At 74.1% G+C, this 14,451-nt stretch carries 18 protein-coding genes; 12 read left to right on the top strand and 6 right to left on the bottom strand.

Annotation, left to right across the window (positions count from 1 at the left end; translation table 11 throughout):
* Nucleotides 1-35: 35 nt before the first annotated feature.
* Nucleotides 36-1,082, bottom strand: coding sequence for a phosphotransferase family protein (locus tag ACI79D_RS14900; RefSeq protein WP_456919199.1), 1,047 nt, complete (start codon nt 1,080-1,082; stop codon nt 36-38).
* A 318-nt stretch (nt 1,083-1,400) separates the two neighbouring features.
* Here ACI79D_RS14900 and ACI79D_RS14895 point away from each other — a divergent pair, with 318 nt between their 5' ends.
* The 7 genes from ACI79D_RS14895 (at nt 1,401) to ACI79D_RS14865 (ending at nt 6,066) form a co-directional block, all read left to right on the top strand.
* Nucleotides 1,401-1,703 (top strand): DUF4193 domain-containing protein, encoded by a 303-nt coding sequence (locus ACI79D_RS14895; protein ID WP_089306675.1) that lies wholly within the window; start codon nt 1,401-1,403, stop codon nt 1,701-1,703.
* Between the two features lie 90 nt (nt 1,704-1,793).
* Nucleotides 1,794-2,699, top strand: coding sequence for a hypothetical protein (locus tag ACI79D_RS14890; protein ID WP_456919198.1), 906 nt, complete (start codon nt 1,794-1,796; stop codon nt 2,697-2,699).
* Between the two features lie 81 nt (nt 2,700-2,780).
* A complete protein-coding gene (dut, locus tag ACI79D_RS14885; protein WP_456919197.1) occupies nt 2,781-3,296 on the top strand; it encodes a dUTP diphosphatase in 516 nt (171 codons plus the stop codon).
* Between the two features lies 1 nt (nt 3,297).
* Nucleotides 3,298-4,050, top strand: coding sequence for a DUF3710 domain-containing protein (locus tag ACI79D_RS14880; RefSeq protein ID WP_456919196.1), 753 nt, complete (start codon nt 3,298-3,300; stop codon nt 4,048-4,050).
* On the top strand, nt 4,047-4,835 hold the full coding sequence (locus ACI79D_RS14875) for an alpha/beta hydrolase family protein (protein ID WP_456919195.1): 789 nt from the start codon (nt 4,047-4,049) through the stop codon (nt 4,833-4,835). The genes ACI79D_RS14880 and ACI79D_RS14875 overlap by 4 nt, the downstream gene beginning before the upstream one ends.
* Before the next feature lie 2 nt (nt 4,836-4,837).
* Complete coding sequence (locus ACI79D_RS14870) at nt 4,838-5,215, top strand: OB-fold nucleic acid binding domain-containing protein (protein ID WP_456919194.1); 378 nt, start codon at nt 4,838-4,840, stop codon at nt 5,213-5,215.
* A gap of 80 nt (nt 5,216-5,295) precedes the next feature.
* Complete coding sequence (locus ACI79D_RS14865) at nt 5,296-6,066, top strand: DUF3159 domain-containing protein (protein WP_456919193.1); 771 nt, start codon at nt 5,296-5,298, stop codon at nt 6,064-6,066.
* Nucleotides 6,067-6,151: 85 nt separating this feature from the next.
* On the opposite strand, the gene ACI79D_RS14860 is transcribed toward ACI79D_RS14865, so the two are convergent.
* Together ACI79D_RS14860 and ACI79D_RS14855 are read right to left on the bottom strand one after the other, a co-directional pair.
* Entirely contained in the window at nt 6,152-6,820 is a 669-nt protein-coding gene (locus ACI79D_RS14860; RefSeq protein WP_456919192.1) for a potassium channel family protein, read from the bottom strand.
* Nucleotides 6,820-7,488: a potassium channel family protein gene (locus ACI79D_RS14855; protein ID WP_456919191.1), complete on the bottom strand. Its 669-nt coding sequence runs from the start codon at nt 7,486-7,488 to the stop codon at nt 6,820-6,822. Before ACI79D_RS14855 ends, ACI79D_RS14860 begins: the two co-directional genes overlap by 1 nt.
* A gap of 151 nt (nt 7,489-7,639) precedes the next feature.
* Here ACI79D_RS14855 and ACI79D_RS14850 point away from each other — a divergent pair, with 151 nt between their 5' ends.
* The 4 genes from ACI79D_RS14850 to ACI79D_RS14835 all read left to right on the top strand — a co-directional run bounded on the left by ACI79D_RS14850 (nt 7,640) and on the right by ACI79D_RS14835 (nt 11,879).
* A complete protein-coding gene (locus ACI79D_RS14850) occupies nt 7,640-9,673 on the top strand; it encodes an APC family permease (protein ID WP_456919190.1) in 2,034 nt (677 codons plus the stop codon).
* A 35-nt stretch (nt 9,674-9,708) separates the two neighbouring features.
* Nucleotides 9,709-11,019: a class I SAM-dependent RNA methyltransferase gene (locus ACI79D_RS14845; protein WP_456919189.1), complete on the top strand. Its 1,311-nt coding sequence runs from the start codon at nt 9,709-9,711 to the stop codon at nt 11,017-11,019.
* 202 nt (nt 11,020-11,221) lie between these two features.
* Nucleotides 11,222-11,548, top strand: coding sequence for a hypothetical protein (locus ACI79D_RS14840; protein WP_456919188.1), 327 nt, complete (start codon nt 11,222-11,224; stop codon nt 11,546-11,548).
* An 85-nt stretch (nt 11,549-11,633) separates the two neighbouring features.
* Nucleotides 11,634-11,879 carry a hypothetical protein gene (locus ACI79D_RS14835; RefSeq protein WP_456919187.1) on the top strand — a complete coding sequence of 82 codons (246 nt, stop codon included), beginning with the start codon at nt 11,634-11,636 and terminating at the stop codon, nt 11,877-11,879.
* Between the two features lie 299 nt (nt 11,880-12,178).
* Here ACI79D_RS14835 and ACI79D_RS14830 read toward each other — a convergent pair whose 3' ends face one another.
* Both ACI79D_RS14830 and ACI79D_RS14825 read right to left on the bottom strand, forming a co-directional pair.
* Nucleotides 12,179-12,907 (bottom strand): hypothetical protein, encoded by a 729-nt coding sequence (locus tag ACI79D_RS14830; RefSeq protein ID WP_456919186.1) that lies wholly within the window; start codon nt 12,905-12,907, stop codon nt 12,179-12,181.
* A gap of 145 nt (nt 12,908-13,052) precedes the next feature.
* Complete coding sequence (locus tag ACI79D_RS14825; protein ID WP_456919185.1) at nt 13,053-13,661, bottom strand: hypothetical protein; 609 nt, start codon at nt 13,659-13,661, stop codon at nt 13,053-13,055.
* Between the two features lie 163 nt (nt 13,662-13,824).
* Here ACI79D_RS14825 and ACI79D_RS14820 point away from each other — a divergent pair, with 163 nt between their 5' ends.
* Nucleotides 13,825-13,980 (top strand): hypothetical protein, encoded by a 156-nt coding sequence (locus ACI79D_RS14820; RefSeq protein WP_456919184.1) that lies wholly within the window; start codon nt 13,825-13,827, stop codon nt 13,978-13,980.
* 101 nt (nt 13,981-14,081) lie between these two features.
* Here ACI79D_RS14820 and ACI79D_RS14815 read toward each other — a convergent pair whose 3' ends face one another.
* Complete coding sequence (locus tag ACI79D_RS14815; protein ID WP_456919183.1) at nt 14,082-14,450, bottom strand: capsid cement protein; 369 nt, start codon at nt 14,448-14,450, stop codon at nt 14,082-14,084.
* Between the last annotated feature and the right edge of the window lies 1 nt (nt 14,451).

The following is a 14,451-nucleotide window of genomic DNA, read 5'->3' as shown; positions in this document are numbered from 1 at the left end:
GGTGGTCGGCGGGAGTCTAGGGCCGGTCGGCGGGTCTAGATCGCACCGTCGTCCAGCGCGGCGCGTCCCCGCTCCACGCAGGGGTCGATGCGCTCCTCGTAGCCGGAGGTGTCCTTGCCGGCCATGGCGCCCGCCTTCGAGCGGGCCACGATGCCGGCGACGATCGCGGCGAACTTGAAGTAGGCGAAACCCACGTACCAGCGGAGGTCGGCGAGGTCGAGGGAGGTGTGGGACGCGTAGCGCTCCGCGACCTCCTTGCGGCTGGGGAAGCCCGGCAGCGCCGTCACGCTGCTCTGGCCGGTGATGCTCTCCTCTCCGGCCTGGGGCCAGTAGACGAACAGCATCCCCAGGTCGGCGAGCGGGTCCCCGAGGGTCGACATCTCCCAGTCCAGGACCGCCCGGATGCGGCCGGGGGTGTCGGGGTCGAGCAGGCAGTTGTCCAGCCGGTAGTCACCGTGGACGACGGCGTGCCGCTGGGTGGCCGGCACCGTCTCGGCCAGCCGGGCGGCCAGCGCGTCGAGGCCGGGGCGGTCGCGGTCGCGGGTGGCGTCCCACTGCTTGGTCCAGCGGCGCACCTGCCGGGTCATGAAGCCCTCCGGCCGCCCGAAGCCGCCGAGGCCCACCGCCTCGTAGTCGACCGAGTGCAGGTCGGCGAGGGCGTCGACCAGCCCCTCGCCGATACGCCGGCGCTGGGCGGGCTCGTCGGCGTAGCCGGGCGGGATGGTGTCGACGACGTGCAACCCCACCACGCGCTCCATCACGTAGAAGGGGGCGCCGAGGACGGCGGGGTCGGTGCACAGGTGCAGGGTGCGGGGGACGGGCACCGGCGTCGGCCCCAGCGCGCTGACGACCCGGTGCTCCCGCTCCATGTCGTGCGCGGTCGCCAGTACCGCTCCGGTCGGGGGCCGGCGCAGGATGACCTCGTCGCCGGGCGCCCCGCCGTCCGGGGTCACGATGTACGTGAGGTTGGACATGCCGGCGGCGATGAGGTCGACGCGCACGTCGCGCCAGCGCTCGTCGCCGAAGACGGAGGCCAGGTAGGGCCCCACGACGGACGGATCGGCACCCACCGGAGTCGCCACGGGCGCAGGGTAACCTCTGGCGCTCCGCATCCCGTCCGACCGGATCCGGTGCCGATGTGTTCGACCCGTCGGACCGGGCACAAACGGGGACCGCGCGACGTTGGGGGGTCCGCCGGTCACTCCGGAGCCGGAGCCCCCCGTCGCCGGAGGGTCGGCCGGCGCGGACTGCAGCACCCGGTCGGTGCCCGCTCAGGCGGGTGCCGGCCTCCCGACCACCGGTCGCCCCCGGCGACCGGCCAGGACGGCAGCGCCCCGGCGCAGCCGTCAGACGATGCGGGCGCCGACGCCCGAAGAATCCCCGGAGGAGGGGCACACCCCATGGCCACCGACTACGACGCCCCACGCCGCAACGAGGCCGACGAGCTCGGCGAGGACTCGCTCGAGGAGCTCAAGGCGCGGCGAGCCGAGGCGCAGTCCTCGTCGGTCGACGTCGACGAGACCGACTTCAACGAGAACCTCGAGCTCCCCGGCGCGGACCTGTCCAACGAGGAGCTCACCGTCCGCGTCCTCCCCAAGCAGGAGGACGAGTTCACCTGCTCCCGGTGCTTCCTCGTGCAGCACCGCAGCCGGCTCGCCGCCACCAAGGGCGACCAGCTGTACTGCCGCGACTGCGCCGCCTGAAGAAGGACCCCCCTGCCCCCCGCCACTCGCAGGCTCGCGGCGGGACCCTGCAGGGGGGCCGCCCGGGAGGGCTCGACGGAGGAGGAGCCGATGACCGACGACCGTGAGCGGACGGCCGCGGTGCGTGACGTACCGCCCCCGCGCCCGGTTCCGGCCGCGGCCACCGCCGGCCCACCGGCCGAGGAGGGCCCGCTCGCCCGGGCCGGCCGGAAGGTCGCCGACGCCGTCTCCGGGCTGCTCGGCGGCCCGGCCGGCGGCGCCGACGAGGGACGCCGGTCGCCTGCCGCCGCCACGCTGCGCGACGTGGCGTCCGCGGTCGCGGCGGCCGCCGGGTCCCTCCTCGGGGGCAGCGGCGACCGCGACCGCCCGCGCGGTGGGGACACCCCGCCGGCGGAGGGCGGCACCGGCTGGGCGCCCGGCGCGGTCCTGAGCGACCTGCTGGCCGCGGCCGTCCCGGCGCTGCCCATCCGCGACGGCCGCCGGCTGCGCGAGGCGTACCCGGACGCCACCGACGAGGAGATCGCCGACGCCCTCGTCGACCGCGCCGTCCGGCTGACCGGGGCGATCGGCGCGGCCACCGGCGGGATCACCGCCGCGTCGTGGTTCGCGCCGGCGTCGCTGGTGGCACTGCCCCTGGAGCTGGGCGCGGAGACGGTGCTCAGCGCCGCGGTGGAGGTCGTGCTCATCGGCGAGCTGCACGAGCTCTACGGCCGGCCGGCGCCCGGTGACGCCCGGGCCCGCGCGGCCGCCTACCTGTCGAGCTGGTCGTCGCGGCGGGCCGTCGCCGACTCGCCCGTCCCCGGCCTCGGCGTCCTGCTGACCGGAGCCACGGTGCGGGGCCTGCGCCGCAGCGTCGGCCGCCGGCTGGCCCGGACCGTGCCGGCGGCTGCGCCGTTCCTGGTCGGGGCCGCACTGGGCGGGCGCGGCAACCGCCGGGCCACGGAGGCCCTGGCCCGCCGCGTGCGCGCCGACCTGCAGTCGCCCCGACCCCGCTGAAGGACCCCTGGCCCCCGTGCAGGGCCACGCTGCGAGCTCGCGAGGAGTGGGGGGCACGGGGGTCCTCATAGGATCGCCGACGTGCCCGACCCTGCCGTGCCCGAGACCGCACTCCCGGAGGTCGCCGTCCACGAGATCGAGGTCCCGGTCCGGCTGACCTCCCCCGAGCACGTCGTCCCCACCTACGCGCTGCCGGGCGATGCCGGCGCCGACCTGTCCGTCGCCGAGGACGTCGAACTGGCGCCGTTCCAGCGGGCGCTCGTGGGCACCGGGGTGGCCGTCGCCATCCCCGAGGGCTACGCCGGGTTCGTGCACCCGCGGTCGGGCCTGGCGCACCGGCTCGGGCTGAGCCTGGTCAACGCGCCGGGCACCATCGACGCCGGGTACCGCGGGGAGATCAAGGTCAACCTGGTCAACCTGGACCCCACCACGCCACTCACGCTCCGCCGGGGCGACCGGGTCGCCCAGCTCGTGGTGCAGCCGGTGGTGCGGGCCCGGTTCGTCCCGGTCGAGCAGCTGCCGGACAGCTCCCGGGGGACCGGCGGGCACGGCTCGACCGGCGGGCACGCGAGCGCACAGTCGAAGGGGCTGAGCTGACATGCCGTTCGGACGCCGACGCAACCGGATCGACCGCAGCCTCCGCGAGCGCGGGGTGCCCCCGGAGCCGCAGCACCGCGAGCGCGAGGTCGAGGAGACCGCCGGCCCGTGGGACGAGGCCGACGCGCCCGACGACGGCGTGGCCCGCATCGACCTGGGCTCGCTGCGGCTGCCCGCCGTCCCGGGGATGGAGCTGCGGGTCGACGTCAACGCCCAGCAGAAGGTGATCGGCGCGACCCTGCGGGCGGGGGAGTCGCTGCTGCAGGTGTCGGCGTTCGCCGCGCCCCGGGCGGGTGGCATCTGGGACGACGTCCGCGCCGACCTGGCGCGCAGCGCCTCCGGGCAGGGCGGCCGGCTCCGGGAGGTCGAGGGGCCGTTCGGCCCCGAGCTGGCCGGCTCGGTGCTGGCGACGCCGCCCGCGCAGCCCGGCCAGCCGGCTCCCAAGCCGGTGCGTCGCGCCGCTCGCTTCCTCGGGGTCGACGGGCCGCGGTGGTTCCTGCGCGGCATGGTGAGCGGCCCGGCCGCCGAGAGCCCGGAGGCGGCGGCCGCGCTGGAGGAGGCGTTCCGGCAGATCGTCGTCGTCCGCGGGCACGACCCGATGCCGGTCCGTGAGCAGCTGCCGCTCACCCTGCCGCCCCAGGCGGCGGCGCAGGTCGCCGCCCAGGCGGCCCGGCGCCAGGGCCAGGCCGGGCCGCAGGCCGGGCCGCAGCCCGCGCCGCCGCAGGCCCCGACCCCGCCGACGCCCGGCCCGTGAGCACCACCACCGCCGCGTACGGACCGCACCCGGCCCAGTTCCTCGAGCTGACCCTCCCGGACCGGCCCGGGCCTGCACCGGTGGCCGTGGTCCTGCACGGCGGCTTCTGGCGGGCCGCGTACGGGGTCGAGCTGGCCCGTCCGCTGGCCGCCGACCTGGCCGGCGCCGGCTTCGCCGCGGTCGCCGTCGAGTACCGGCGGGTCGGCGCCGACGGGGGCTGGCCGGCGACCCTGGACGACGTCGCCGCGGCGCTGGACGCCCTGCCCGGCCTCGACGGCGCGGACCGGCTCGACCTCACCGACGTCTCCGTGGTGGGCCACTCCGCCGGCGGCCACCTGGCCGCGTGGGCCGCCGGCCGCGCCCGGCTGCCGGAGGGGGCGCCCGGCGCGGACCCGCGGGTGCGGGTGGCCGCCGCCGTCCTGCAGGCCGGGGTGCTCGACCTGGAGCGGGCCGCCGCCCAGGGGCTCGGCGACCGCGCCGTGCAGGCGCTGCTCGGCGGGGAGCCGTCGGACGTCCCGGAGCGGTACGCCGCCGCCGACCCGGTGCGGCTGGTGCCGACCGGCGTCGACCTGCTGTGCGTGCACGGCACCGCGGACGACGTCGTCCCGCCGGAGCAGAGCGAGCGCTACGCGCGGGCCGCGGAGACGGCGGGGGAGCGGGTCGAGGTGCGGCTCGTCGACGGCGACCACATGGTGCTCATCGACCCCTCCGGAGCGCCGTGGGCGCTGGTCCGCGACTGGCTGCGGGAGCGCACCGCCGGGCGGCGCGCCCGATCTACGCTCTAGGGGTGACAGAGACTCGTTCGGGCGGTTGGCTCGCGCGGACCCTCCAGCGGCTGACCGCCGACGACCACACCATCGACGCCGAGCAGCTGCGCGCCGGGTCGGCCAGGTCCGGGTGCGAGCCGGTCAGCGCGTGCCGCAAGGGGGAGGTCGTCACGGTCACCGGCCGGCTGAAGTCGGTCGTCTACACCCCCCGCGAGACCGTCCCGACCCTCGAGGCCGAGCTGTTCGACGGCTCGGGGTCGGTCACGCTCGTCTGGTTGGGCCGCCGTCGGATCCCCGGCATCGAGCCGGGCCGCACGCTCAGCGCCCACGGCCGGTTCGCCTCCTTCGACGGCCGGCAGGTCATCTACAACCCCCGGTACGAGCTGAGCGCCGGGTGACGGCTGCGCCCGAGGGGGACGGGCGCCCCGGTCCCGGGGGCGGACCCGAGCCGGCCGAGAGCGGGGCCACGCCCGGCCCCGTGGCCTTCGACCGGCACCTGGTCCTGGAGCAGCTCGGTGGCTGGCGGGGCATGATCGACGCCTCGCTGCCGACGATCGCGTTCATCGTCGGCAACTCGCTCGGCGGGCTGCGGACGGGCATCGTGTCGGCGCTCGGCGCCGCCGTCCTCGTCTTCGGGCTCCGGCTGGTGCGCCGGGAGAGCGTGCAGCAGGCGGTCAGCGGCCTGTTCGGCGTCGCGATCGCCGTCGGCATCGCCGCCTTCTCCGGCCGGGCGCGGGACTTCTTCGTGCCGGGGCTGATCCGCAACGCCGCGCTGGGCGTGGTGCTGCTCGGCTCGATCCCGGTGCGCTGGCCCCTGGTCGGGGTGATCGCCGAGTTCCTGGCGCCGAGTCACCTGGGCGCGATGGCCTCGCACTCGATGCCCGGGCTGCGGCGGCGGATCGACCGGGTGAACGCGCACCTGCACCACCGTCCCGCGCCGGACCCGCAGACCGGCGAACGACCGAAGGACCCCGAGCCGGAGCGGCACTGGCGCGAGGACCCGCGGATGCTGCGCGCCTACTCGTGGCTGACGGTGATGTGGGGCCTGGTCTTCCTCGCGCGCGTCCTCGTCCAGTGGGTGCTCTACCGCGCCGACGAGGTGGAGCTGCTCGGCACCGCGTCGCTGCTGCTCGGCCTGCCGGTCACCGCCGTGGAGGTCGTGGTGACCCTGTGGGTGGTGTCCCGGCTGCACCGGCACCGCGCCGAGCCGGCCGACTCCGGCCCCGAGGAGCAGCGCCCCGCCGCCTGAGAAAGGACCCCCTGCCCCCCGCCACACGCACGCTCCCGGCGGAACCCTGCAGGGGGCCGAGTGGTGAGGCGGACGGGGTCCAGTCTCAGGCGACCGTCGCGGGGGAGAGCACCTGCTGCAGTTGCTCCTCGACGTCGGCGTGCGTGACGAACAGCAGCTCGTCCCCGGCTTCGAGGGGCTCGTCGGGCCCGGGGGTGATGACCCGCTCGCCGCGCAGGATCGCGGTGAGCACCGTCTCCCGCGGCAGCGGCACCTCGCCCAGCGGCTTGCCCACCCACGGGGTGTCCTCGGCGAGGGTGATCTCGACGAGGTTGGCCGCGCCCTTGCGGAAGCTCATCAGCCGGACGACGTCGCCGACGGTCACCGCCTCCTCGACCAGCGCGGCGAGCACCCGCGGCGTGGAGACGGCGACGTCGACGCCCCAGGCCTCGGTGTAGAGCCACTCGTTGCGGGGGTCCTTGACCCGGGCGACGACGCGGCCGACGGCGAACTCGGTCTTGGCCAGCAGCGAGACGACCAGGTTGGCCTTGTCGTCGCCGGTCGCGGCCACCACGACGTCGCACGTGGCCAGCTGCGCCTCCTCCAGGGAGGACACCTCGCAGGCGTCGGCCTGCACCCACTCGGCACCGGGCACCGAGCGGGTGCGGACCTTGCGGCCGTCCTTCTCGATGAGCATCACGGTGTGCCCGTTGGAGAGGAGCTCGCCGGCGATGGAGCGGCCGACGGCGCCGGCGCCCACGATGGCAACGCGCATCAGTGTTCCCCTCCCTGGGGACCCCGTTCGACCACCTCGTGCACCCGCGGGGTGATCGCGTCGGTCGAGGCGACCACCAGCTGGTCGCCGTCCTGCAGGACCGTGGCCGGGGTCGGCAGCTCGGCCTCGCCGTAGCGGACCAGCCAGGCGGCGCGGGCGCCGGAGGCGGCCTCCAGGTCGGCGAGCTTGCGGCCCACCCAGGCCTCGGTCACCGTCACGCGCATCAGCAGCACCTGGCCGGTGGGTTCCCGCCACAGCTCGCTGACCTTGACGGAGAGCAGCTCGCGGAGCAGCCGGTTCACCGTCCACGGGACGGTGGCCACGCTCGGGATGCCCATCCGCTCGTAGACCTCGGCGCGCTTGGAGTCGTAGATCCGCGCGACGACGTGCTGGACGCCGAAGGTCTCGCGCGCGACGCGGGCGCTGATGATGTTGGAGTTGTCGCCGCTGCTGACGGCGGCGAAGGCCCCGGCGGAGTCGATGCCCGCGTCCAGCAGCGTCTGCCGGTCGAAGCCGAGCCCGGTCACCTGGCGGCCGGTGAAGTCGGGGCCGAGCCTGCGGAAGGCCTCCGGGTCCTGGTCGATGACCGCCACGCTGTGGCCGATCTCCTCCAGGCGACGGGCGATCGCCGATCCGACGCGGCCGCAGCCCATCACGACCACGTGCACTGGGTTCTCCCCGCTCGTGCGCCGGCGCCTGCCGCCCGCGCTGTCCGGGCGCGAAGCTACACCCGGGCCGGGCCGACGCCGTCGTCCGCAGCGCCGCATCTCACCCTCCGGGCGGGGGCGGCAGGTCACCCGGCGTCCGTACCATCGCGCCGTGCCACACCTGTCCGACCTCGGACACATCCCGAAACGGCTGCTCCTCGGCCGCGCCGTCCGCAGTGACCGCGCCGGGGAGTCGCTGCTGCCCAAGCGGCTGGCCCTGCCCATCTTCGCCAGCGACCCGCTCTCCTCCGTGGCCTACGCCACCCAGGAGATCCTCATCGTGCTGACGCTGGCCGGCACGGCGTTCCTCTTCCTGGCGCCGTGGCTGGCGATCGCCGTCGTCGCGCTGCTGGCGACCGTGGTGCTCTCCTACCGCCAGGTGGTCCGGGCCTACCCCTCCGGCGGCGGGGACTACGAGGTCGCGTTCAAGAACCACGGGCAGTTCGCCGGCCTCACCGTGGCCAGTGCGCTGCTGGTCGACTACGTGCTGACCGTCGCGGTGTCCGTGGCCTCCGGCACCGACAACATCATCTCCGCGTTCCCGGCGCTCAACCAGCACCGCGTGGTCATCGCCGTGGGGCTGGTGGCACTGCTCGCGGCGGCCAACCTGCGCGGGCTGCGGGAGTCGGGCCGCACCTTCGCCGTCCCGACGTACCTGTTCATCACCGGCATCCTGGTGATGGTCGCCACCGGGCTGGTGCGGGACCTGTTCACCGACTCCCCGGTGGTCGCCGAGACGGCCGGCTACACCGTCACGCCCGAGCCCGGCTACGAGAACCTAGCCGGGTTGGCGCTGCTGTTCTTCGCGCTGCGCGCGTTCGCCTCCGGCTGCACGGCGCTGACCGGGGTGGAGGCGATCGCCAACGGCGTCCCGGCCTTCAAGCCGCCGAAGAGCAGGAACGCCGCCACCACGCTGGCGCTCATGGGCGGGATCGCCGCGACCATGTTCGCCGGCGTCACCGCGCTCGCCCTGGCCGCCGACGTCAAGTACGTCGAGTACCCCTGCGACCTCGAGGGGTTCGCCAACTGCGAGACCGAGCCGCAGCGCACGGTCATCGCCCAGCTCGCCGCGGCCACCTTCGGCGGGGACACCTCGCCGCTGTTCTTCTACATCCAGGCGGCCACCGCGCTGGTCCTCATCCTGGCCGCCAACACCGCCTTCAACGGCTTCCCCCTGCTGGGGTCGGTGCTCGCCCAGGACCGGTTCATGCCGCGCCAGCTGCACACCCGCGGGGACAAGCTGGTCTACAGCAACGGCATCCTGCTGCTGGCCGGGTTCGCCGCGCTGCTGATCGTCGCGTTCGACGCCGACGTCAACCGGCTCATCCAGATGTACATCGTGGGCGTCTTCACGAGCTTCTCGATCGGCCAGTGGGGGATGGTCCGCCACTGGAACCGGGAGCTGCGCACCGAGACCGACGCGCTGGCCCGCCGACGGATCCGGCGCTCGCAGACCATCAACGCCCTCGGCGGCTCGCTGACCAGCGTGGTCCTGGTGATCATCGTGATCACCAAGTTCACCCGCGGCGCGTGGCTGGTCATCCTGGTGATGCCGCTGCTGTTCCTGCTGATGAAGGCGATCAACCGGCACTACTCGCACGTGGCCGAGCAGCTGGTGCCCGACACCGACTCCCGGATGCTGCCCAGCAAGGTGCACGCCATCGTGCTGGTCTCCAAGGTGCACAAGCCGACGCTGCGCGCCCTGGCCTTCGCGCGGGCCACCCGCCCGGACGCGCTGACCGCCCTCACGGTCAACGTCGACGACGCCGAGACCCGCGGGTTGCAGGCGCAGTGGGAGAAGTACGACATCCCGGTCCCGCTGACCGTGCTCGAGTCGCCGTACCGGGAGATCACCCGGCCGGTCCTCGACTTCGTCAAGGGCATCCGGCGGGACAGCCCGCGCGAGCTGGTCGTCGTCTTCGTGCCCCAGTACGTCGTCGGGCACTGGTGGGAGAACGTGCTGCACAACCAGAGCGCGCTGCGGCTGCGGGCGCGGCTGCAGTTCATGCCCGGCGTCATGATCACCACGGTGCCGTGGCAGCTGGAGAGCTCGGTCGGCCGGGACGACGACGGCCGCAACGGACCCGCGCCCGGCGACCTGCGCCGCGGGCTGACCGAGGAGACCGGGGCCACCCCCTATGGCTGAGCGCCGTCCGTCGACGAGGCCGACCGGGGACCGCTGTGGCTGAGCGCCGCCGGCGCCCCGGACGTCGTCCGCCCCGGGTCGACCGTGGCGGCGGCTGGACCGGCTCGGAGTTCGAGGTCACCGTCGGTCCGGTCGCCCACGGCGGGCACTGCGTGGCCCGGCACGAGGGCCGGGTCGTCTTCGTGCGGCACACCCTGCCCGGCGAGCGGGTCGTCGTCCGGGTGACCGAGGACCGCCACCCCGGCTTCTGCCGGGCCGACGCGGTGCGGGTGCTTGCCGCCTCGCCCGAGCGGGTCGAGCGACCCTGCCCCTACAGCGGACCCGGCCGGTGCGGCGGCTGCGACTGGCAGCACGTCACGCCGGCCGAGCAGCGCCGGCTCAAGGCGGCCGTGGTCCGCGAGCAGCTGGCCCGCCTGGCCGGACTGCCCGACGTCGAGGTGGTCGTCGAGGAGCTGCCCGGCGGCCCGCTGCGCTGGCGGTCGCGCGCCCGGTTCGCCGTCGACCGGTCCGGCGCGCCCGGCCTGCGCCGGCACCGCTCGCACGACCTGGTGCTGCTCGATGATTGTCCGATCACCGTCGAGGCGGCCGCGCACGCGGTGCTCGACCGGCGCTGGCCGGGCGCCGGGGCGGTGGACGTCGCGGTCGACGGGACCGGGGCGGTCACCACGACCCGGCTCGACCGGCAGGGCCGGGCCCAGTCCACGCGGGTGTCCCGGCCTGGCGAGGACGCGGGCGAGTGGGACGACGGCACCGAACCGGCCGGCCGCGCAGCGCGCACGGCGGCAGGGCGGGACTGGGAGGTCGAGGGCACCGGCTTCTGGCAGGTGCACCCGGCCGCGGCCGACGCGCTGGTCGGCGCGGTGGAGCAGTTCGCCGCGGTGCGGCCGGGGGAGACGGTGCTGGACCTCTACGCCGGCGCGGGGCTCTTCGGTGGAGCGCTCGCGCCCGCCGTGGGGACCGGCGGCCGGGTGGTGTGCGTGGAGGCCGACGCGGGCGCCTGCGCCGCGGCCGAGGCCAACCTGGCCGACCTGCCGCAGGCGGAGGTGTGGCAGGGCGAGGTGGACGCCGAGGGGCTGGCCGACCTGCTCGACGAGCTCGGCACCCCGCCGGACGTCGTCGTCCTCGACCCGCCCCGGGCCGGCGCGGGTCAGGCGGTGAGCCGGGTGCTGGCCGGCGCGGGCCCCCGAGCGGTGGTCTACGTCGCGTGCGACCCGGCGTCCCTGGCCCGGGACGTGGCGGCGTTCAGCGCGGCGGGGTACCGGCTCGCGGCGATCCGCGGCTTCGACGCCTTCCCGATGACCCACCACGTGGAGTGCGTCGCGCTGCTGGTCAGAGCCGCGTCCTGACGTCTGACCTGCGGATTCGTCCCATTCTTTGGTGCCAGGTGTTGACACCGGTTGGCTGTCGTGAGGTGCTCGTGGCGCATGAGCGGCGCACGGAAGGCGCACGGAAGGCGCACGCCGCACGATCACCCGCGCGGCCCGGGCCGCCGCGCCCGGGCGCCGTGTAGCTTCCCGGCGTCCCCACCAGCTCCCGCGAAGTCCACGAATGCGCCGCACCCTGCCCGCCGGCCTGGCCGCCACTGGCCTGGCCCTCGCCCTGGCCGGCTGCGGTGGCAGCAGTGGCGATGCCGACGGCGCCATCGCCTACTGCCACCAGTTCGTCGAGGACCGGCTGCGCGCACCGGCCACCGCCGACTTCCCCGGCTTCCCTGATCACCAGGTTTACGAGCTCACCCCGACCGGCTGGCGCGTCGCCGGCTACGTCGACGCCGAGAACGGGTTCGGCGCCAACGTCCGCACCGACTGGACGTGCGAGATCTCCTACGAGGAGAGCTCCGGCACCTGGACGCTGGAGTCGATGACTGGCGTCTAAGACGACGAAGAGCCCCGGACCAAGACCACTGCTAGCGTCGCGGCGTCCGGTTCGTCGACCACGGAGGGCGGCCTACTGTGCCCGCATGGCAGACGGAGAACGTGCGAAGAACCAGCTAAACCTGCGCCTGCAGCTCGACATCGACAACCAGCTGACGTGGGGAGAACTCTTCGACTTCGTCACTGCGGCACGCAATGGACAGAGCGTGAATCGCGAGGACTTCGTCAATCTGGTGCACAGCCAGAACGGAGACCTCGAGGGGTTCGAGGTCTACCTGGCGTCCGAGGACATCGTCGTCCGTGAGCCAGGGGCTGCGGCACCTGAGAACTGAACGATGAAGAGCCCTCGCGTCACCCTGATGGGCGGCGCGGGGGCTCTGTCGGTTGGGCAGGATGCCGTGGTGACCACGGTGTCGGCGACGACGGCTGCCGTACGAGCACCTGGAGCGGGCCACCGCCGGGCTGCGGGCGATGCTCCGCTACCAGCTGTTCGGCGTCGCGGCCGGGGAGATGCCGGACTGGTCCACTCTGCAGGTCGCCGGCCCCGTCATCACGACCGATGGCCGCGGCAGGACCTGGTGGGAATACGCGGCCACTGTGGAGAGCCGGCCAGTGCGGTGAGATCGCGAACCTAGTGCCAGAGCCAAGTTGCCAGAGCAGCGATCACGGCACCGGTCACCGCGCCCCCCACGCCGGACCACACCGCTAGGTGTACTGCGGCACGGTCTCGCCGAACCTGTTCGATCAGTCTGAAGTGGATGCTGAGCCCGGAGCGGCTCCGACGATGCTCCCCGACGGCTCTTTGAAGCAGGGGTGCGCCGACTGCAAAGGCCATGAGCAGCACGACGATCACCAGGGGGATGAGCCACAGAGATAGCTGATGGTGCACCCAGAGGACGATCAGGGGCGCCGTGGCGGCCAGCAGCCCTAGTAGAAAGCCGGCGGGGTAGAGCCAAGCCCAGCTTCGACGGCGCCCCCCGAGCTGATTCCATCGTTCCTCGAGCTGGGGGCGGCGAGTCTCGGCCCCGTACGCGCCTGCAAGAGTCGCCGGGCGGTCAGGTGAGCCCAGGGCCAGGTGAAAATGGGGAGTGGTCGGCGCCAGACCGCTCGGTGCAGGTTCCCCCTCGGCCGCCACGATGTAGAGCGTCGCCAACTGGTCGGGCAGCAGGGTGACGAGGGATTCCCAGGCCACGTCCTTGTGATTCAGCCCTTCACGTAGGACGTACTGCTTGGAGCCCATCACCTCACCCATGTACTCCGCGAAGGTCCGCATCTCCGTCAGGTTCATCCGACGTGGCGGCAGGACGGAGGCCGACCACGGTAAGCCCGTTGGATCCGGTTCCCAGAAGCGCCACCGCACGTCGGCGAGTGTGCCTGGTGGCCGCAGTGGGGCGATCGGCCCCCCGAACCGCCGGGGTGCCCCAGGGCGGGGTGGCGGTGCTCCGGCGGCCGAGCAGCGCTGTGCCAGGCTTGCCCCGTGACGCAGTGGCAGACCTGGGCCATCGTCATGGCCCTGCTGGCGGTGGCGGCGTCGGGTTGGAGGTCACACCTGATGGCGGTGCCATCGGTGACGGCGTTGGTGCTGGCGAGCTGGCGGCGTCCCGCGCCCGTTCCATCTCGTCGAGCAGCTGGGCCATCTGCTCCGGGTCGATCGTGACCGTCGTCGACTGCTGCGGGGCCGGCTCCTCGGCTGGGGCCTGAGGGAACAACCACGCGAGGATCGTCACCAAGCCGAAGATCAAGGTGAGGGCGTTCCCGCGGCCGTAGGCCAGGGCTCGACGGAGAGCCCCAGCGGCTTCCGGGCTGACCTCCTCGACGCGGCCGATCGCTTCGAGCGGATCAATGCTCGACCAGTTTCTCGCGGTCCAGTGCAAGACGTCGCTCAACTCGTGCAGCCGGCCCCACGTCCAGTGCGGTGCCGAGAGGACCTCGATCACGTCGTCCCGGAAGTTGAAGGTCCCCTCAATCCACCTGGCCCTGGCCCGGCACCGTGGGCACGGGAGCGAGCCGCCGCCGCCCAGCGTGATGTTGGTGCTGTTGTCGATGCGGATACCGCCGATCGTCGGCTCCCAGGTCAGGCCGCAGGTGTCGCAGTGAGCGGGGACCACGGGCACGGAGCGACGGTAGACGGCGACCCGCCCCCCGCCGGTGGGTAGGGGCGGGTCGCTTGAAGCGCCCCTACCGGCGAGCGCCCGGACTGCTTCGTTCCATCACGCTGAGTAGTCTGACCATGCCGAGGCGTCACCACGGGTGCCGGGGGAGCGGCTGGGGGATGACGTGGCGTGGTGGGTCTTGCTGCTGCTCGTGTGGGCGGTGCTGGCGATGGGCGCGGCCGTCGCCATGGGCATGACGATCCGCACGGCCGAGCGGCATGACCTTGGCCAGGGCCGGGCTGGTGACAACGGCACCGACACGCGCCGGGACGCTGCCTGACCGATCGGTAGAGCGCCCCCATCGGCGCCCCACAATTTGTGAGGAATCCGTGACGATCGGCTAGTGGCCCGTCGGGCCTGCTGTCACCCTGCTAAGCGTGACTACGGGGGAACGGGTCCAAGGCCTTGACGTGCTCCGCGGGATGGCGGTTGGACTCGTCCTCCTGCGTTGAGGTCGCCCGCGCCGGAGCCCTTGGTGCCGTGCGCGTAGCCGAACAGGGTGTTGCCGGTGGTGGTCGTGGTGAGGGCGTTGGCCGACGTGATGTAGATCGGCAGGCCCTCTGAGGCGACAGCGCCGGTGACGGAGAGGCTGTACTCGCCCTTCCGCCAGACGGTGGCGCGGCCCTCGGCGTTGCCGCCCTGGCCCTCGGCGGTGGCGGTGACGCCGACGAGCACCGGTGCCCCGGCGGGGGTGTCGGCCGGGACGGGCAGGGAGATGCGGTCCGCGTCGCGGAAGATCTCGTTGCGCATG

Source organism: Geodermatophilus sp. SYSU D00708 (assembly GCF_054050115.1).
Note: the sequence above shows the minus strand (reverse complement) of the source record. Positions and strands in the feature narration are given on the sequence as shown.

Excerpts from the sequence above, each read along its gene's own strand:
- ACI79D_RS14860 (WP_456919192.1), bottom strand. The coding sequence starts at position 6,820 with ATGCGCGTTGCCATCGTGGGCGCCGGCGCCGTCGGCCGCTCCATCGCC.
- ACI79D_RS14880 (WP_456919196.1), top strand. The coding sequence starts at position 3,298 with ATGCCGTTCGGACGCCGACGCAACCGGATCGACCGCAGCCTCCGCGAG.
- ACI79D_RS14895 (WP_089306675.1), top strand. The coding sequence starts at position 1,401 with ATGGCCACCGACTACGACGCCCCACGCCGCAACGAGGCCGACGAGCTC.
- ACI79D_RS14835 (WP_456919187.1), top strand. The coding sequence starts at position 11,634 with ATGGCAGACGGAGAACGTGCGAAGAACCAGCTAAACCTGCGCCTGCAG.
- ACI79D_RS14815 (WP_456919183.1), bottom strand. The coding sequence starts at position 14,450 with ATGCGCAACGAGATCTTCCGCGACGCGGACCGCATCTCCCTGCCCGTC.
- ACI79D_RS14840 (WP_456919188.1), top strand. The coding sequence starts at position 11,222 with ATGCGCCGCACCCTGCCCGCCGGCCTGGCCGCCACTGGCCTGGCCCTC.
- ACI79D_RS14890 (WP_456919198.1), top strand. The coding sequence starts at position 1,794 with ATGACCGACGACCGTGAGCGGACGGCCGCGGTGCGTGACGTACCGCCC.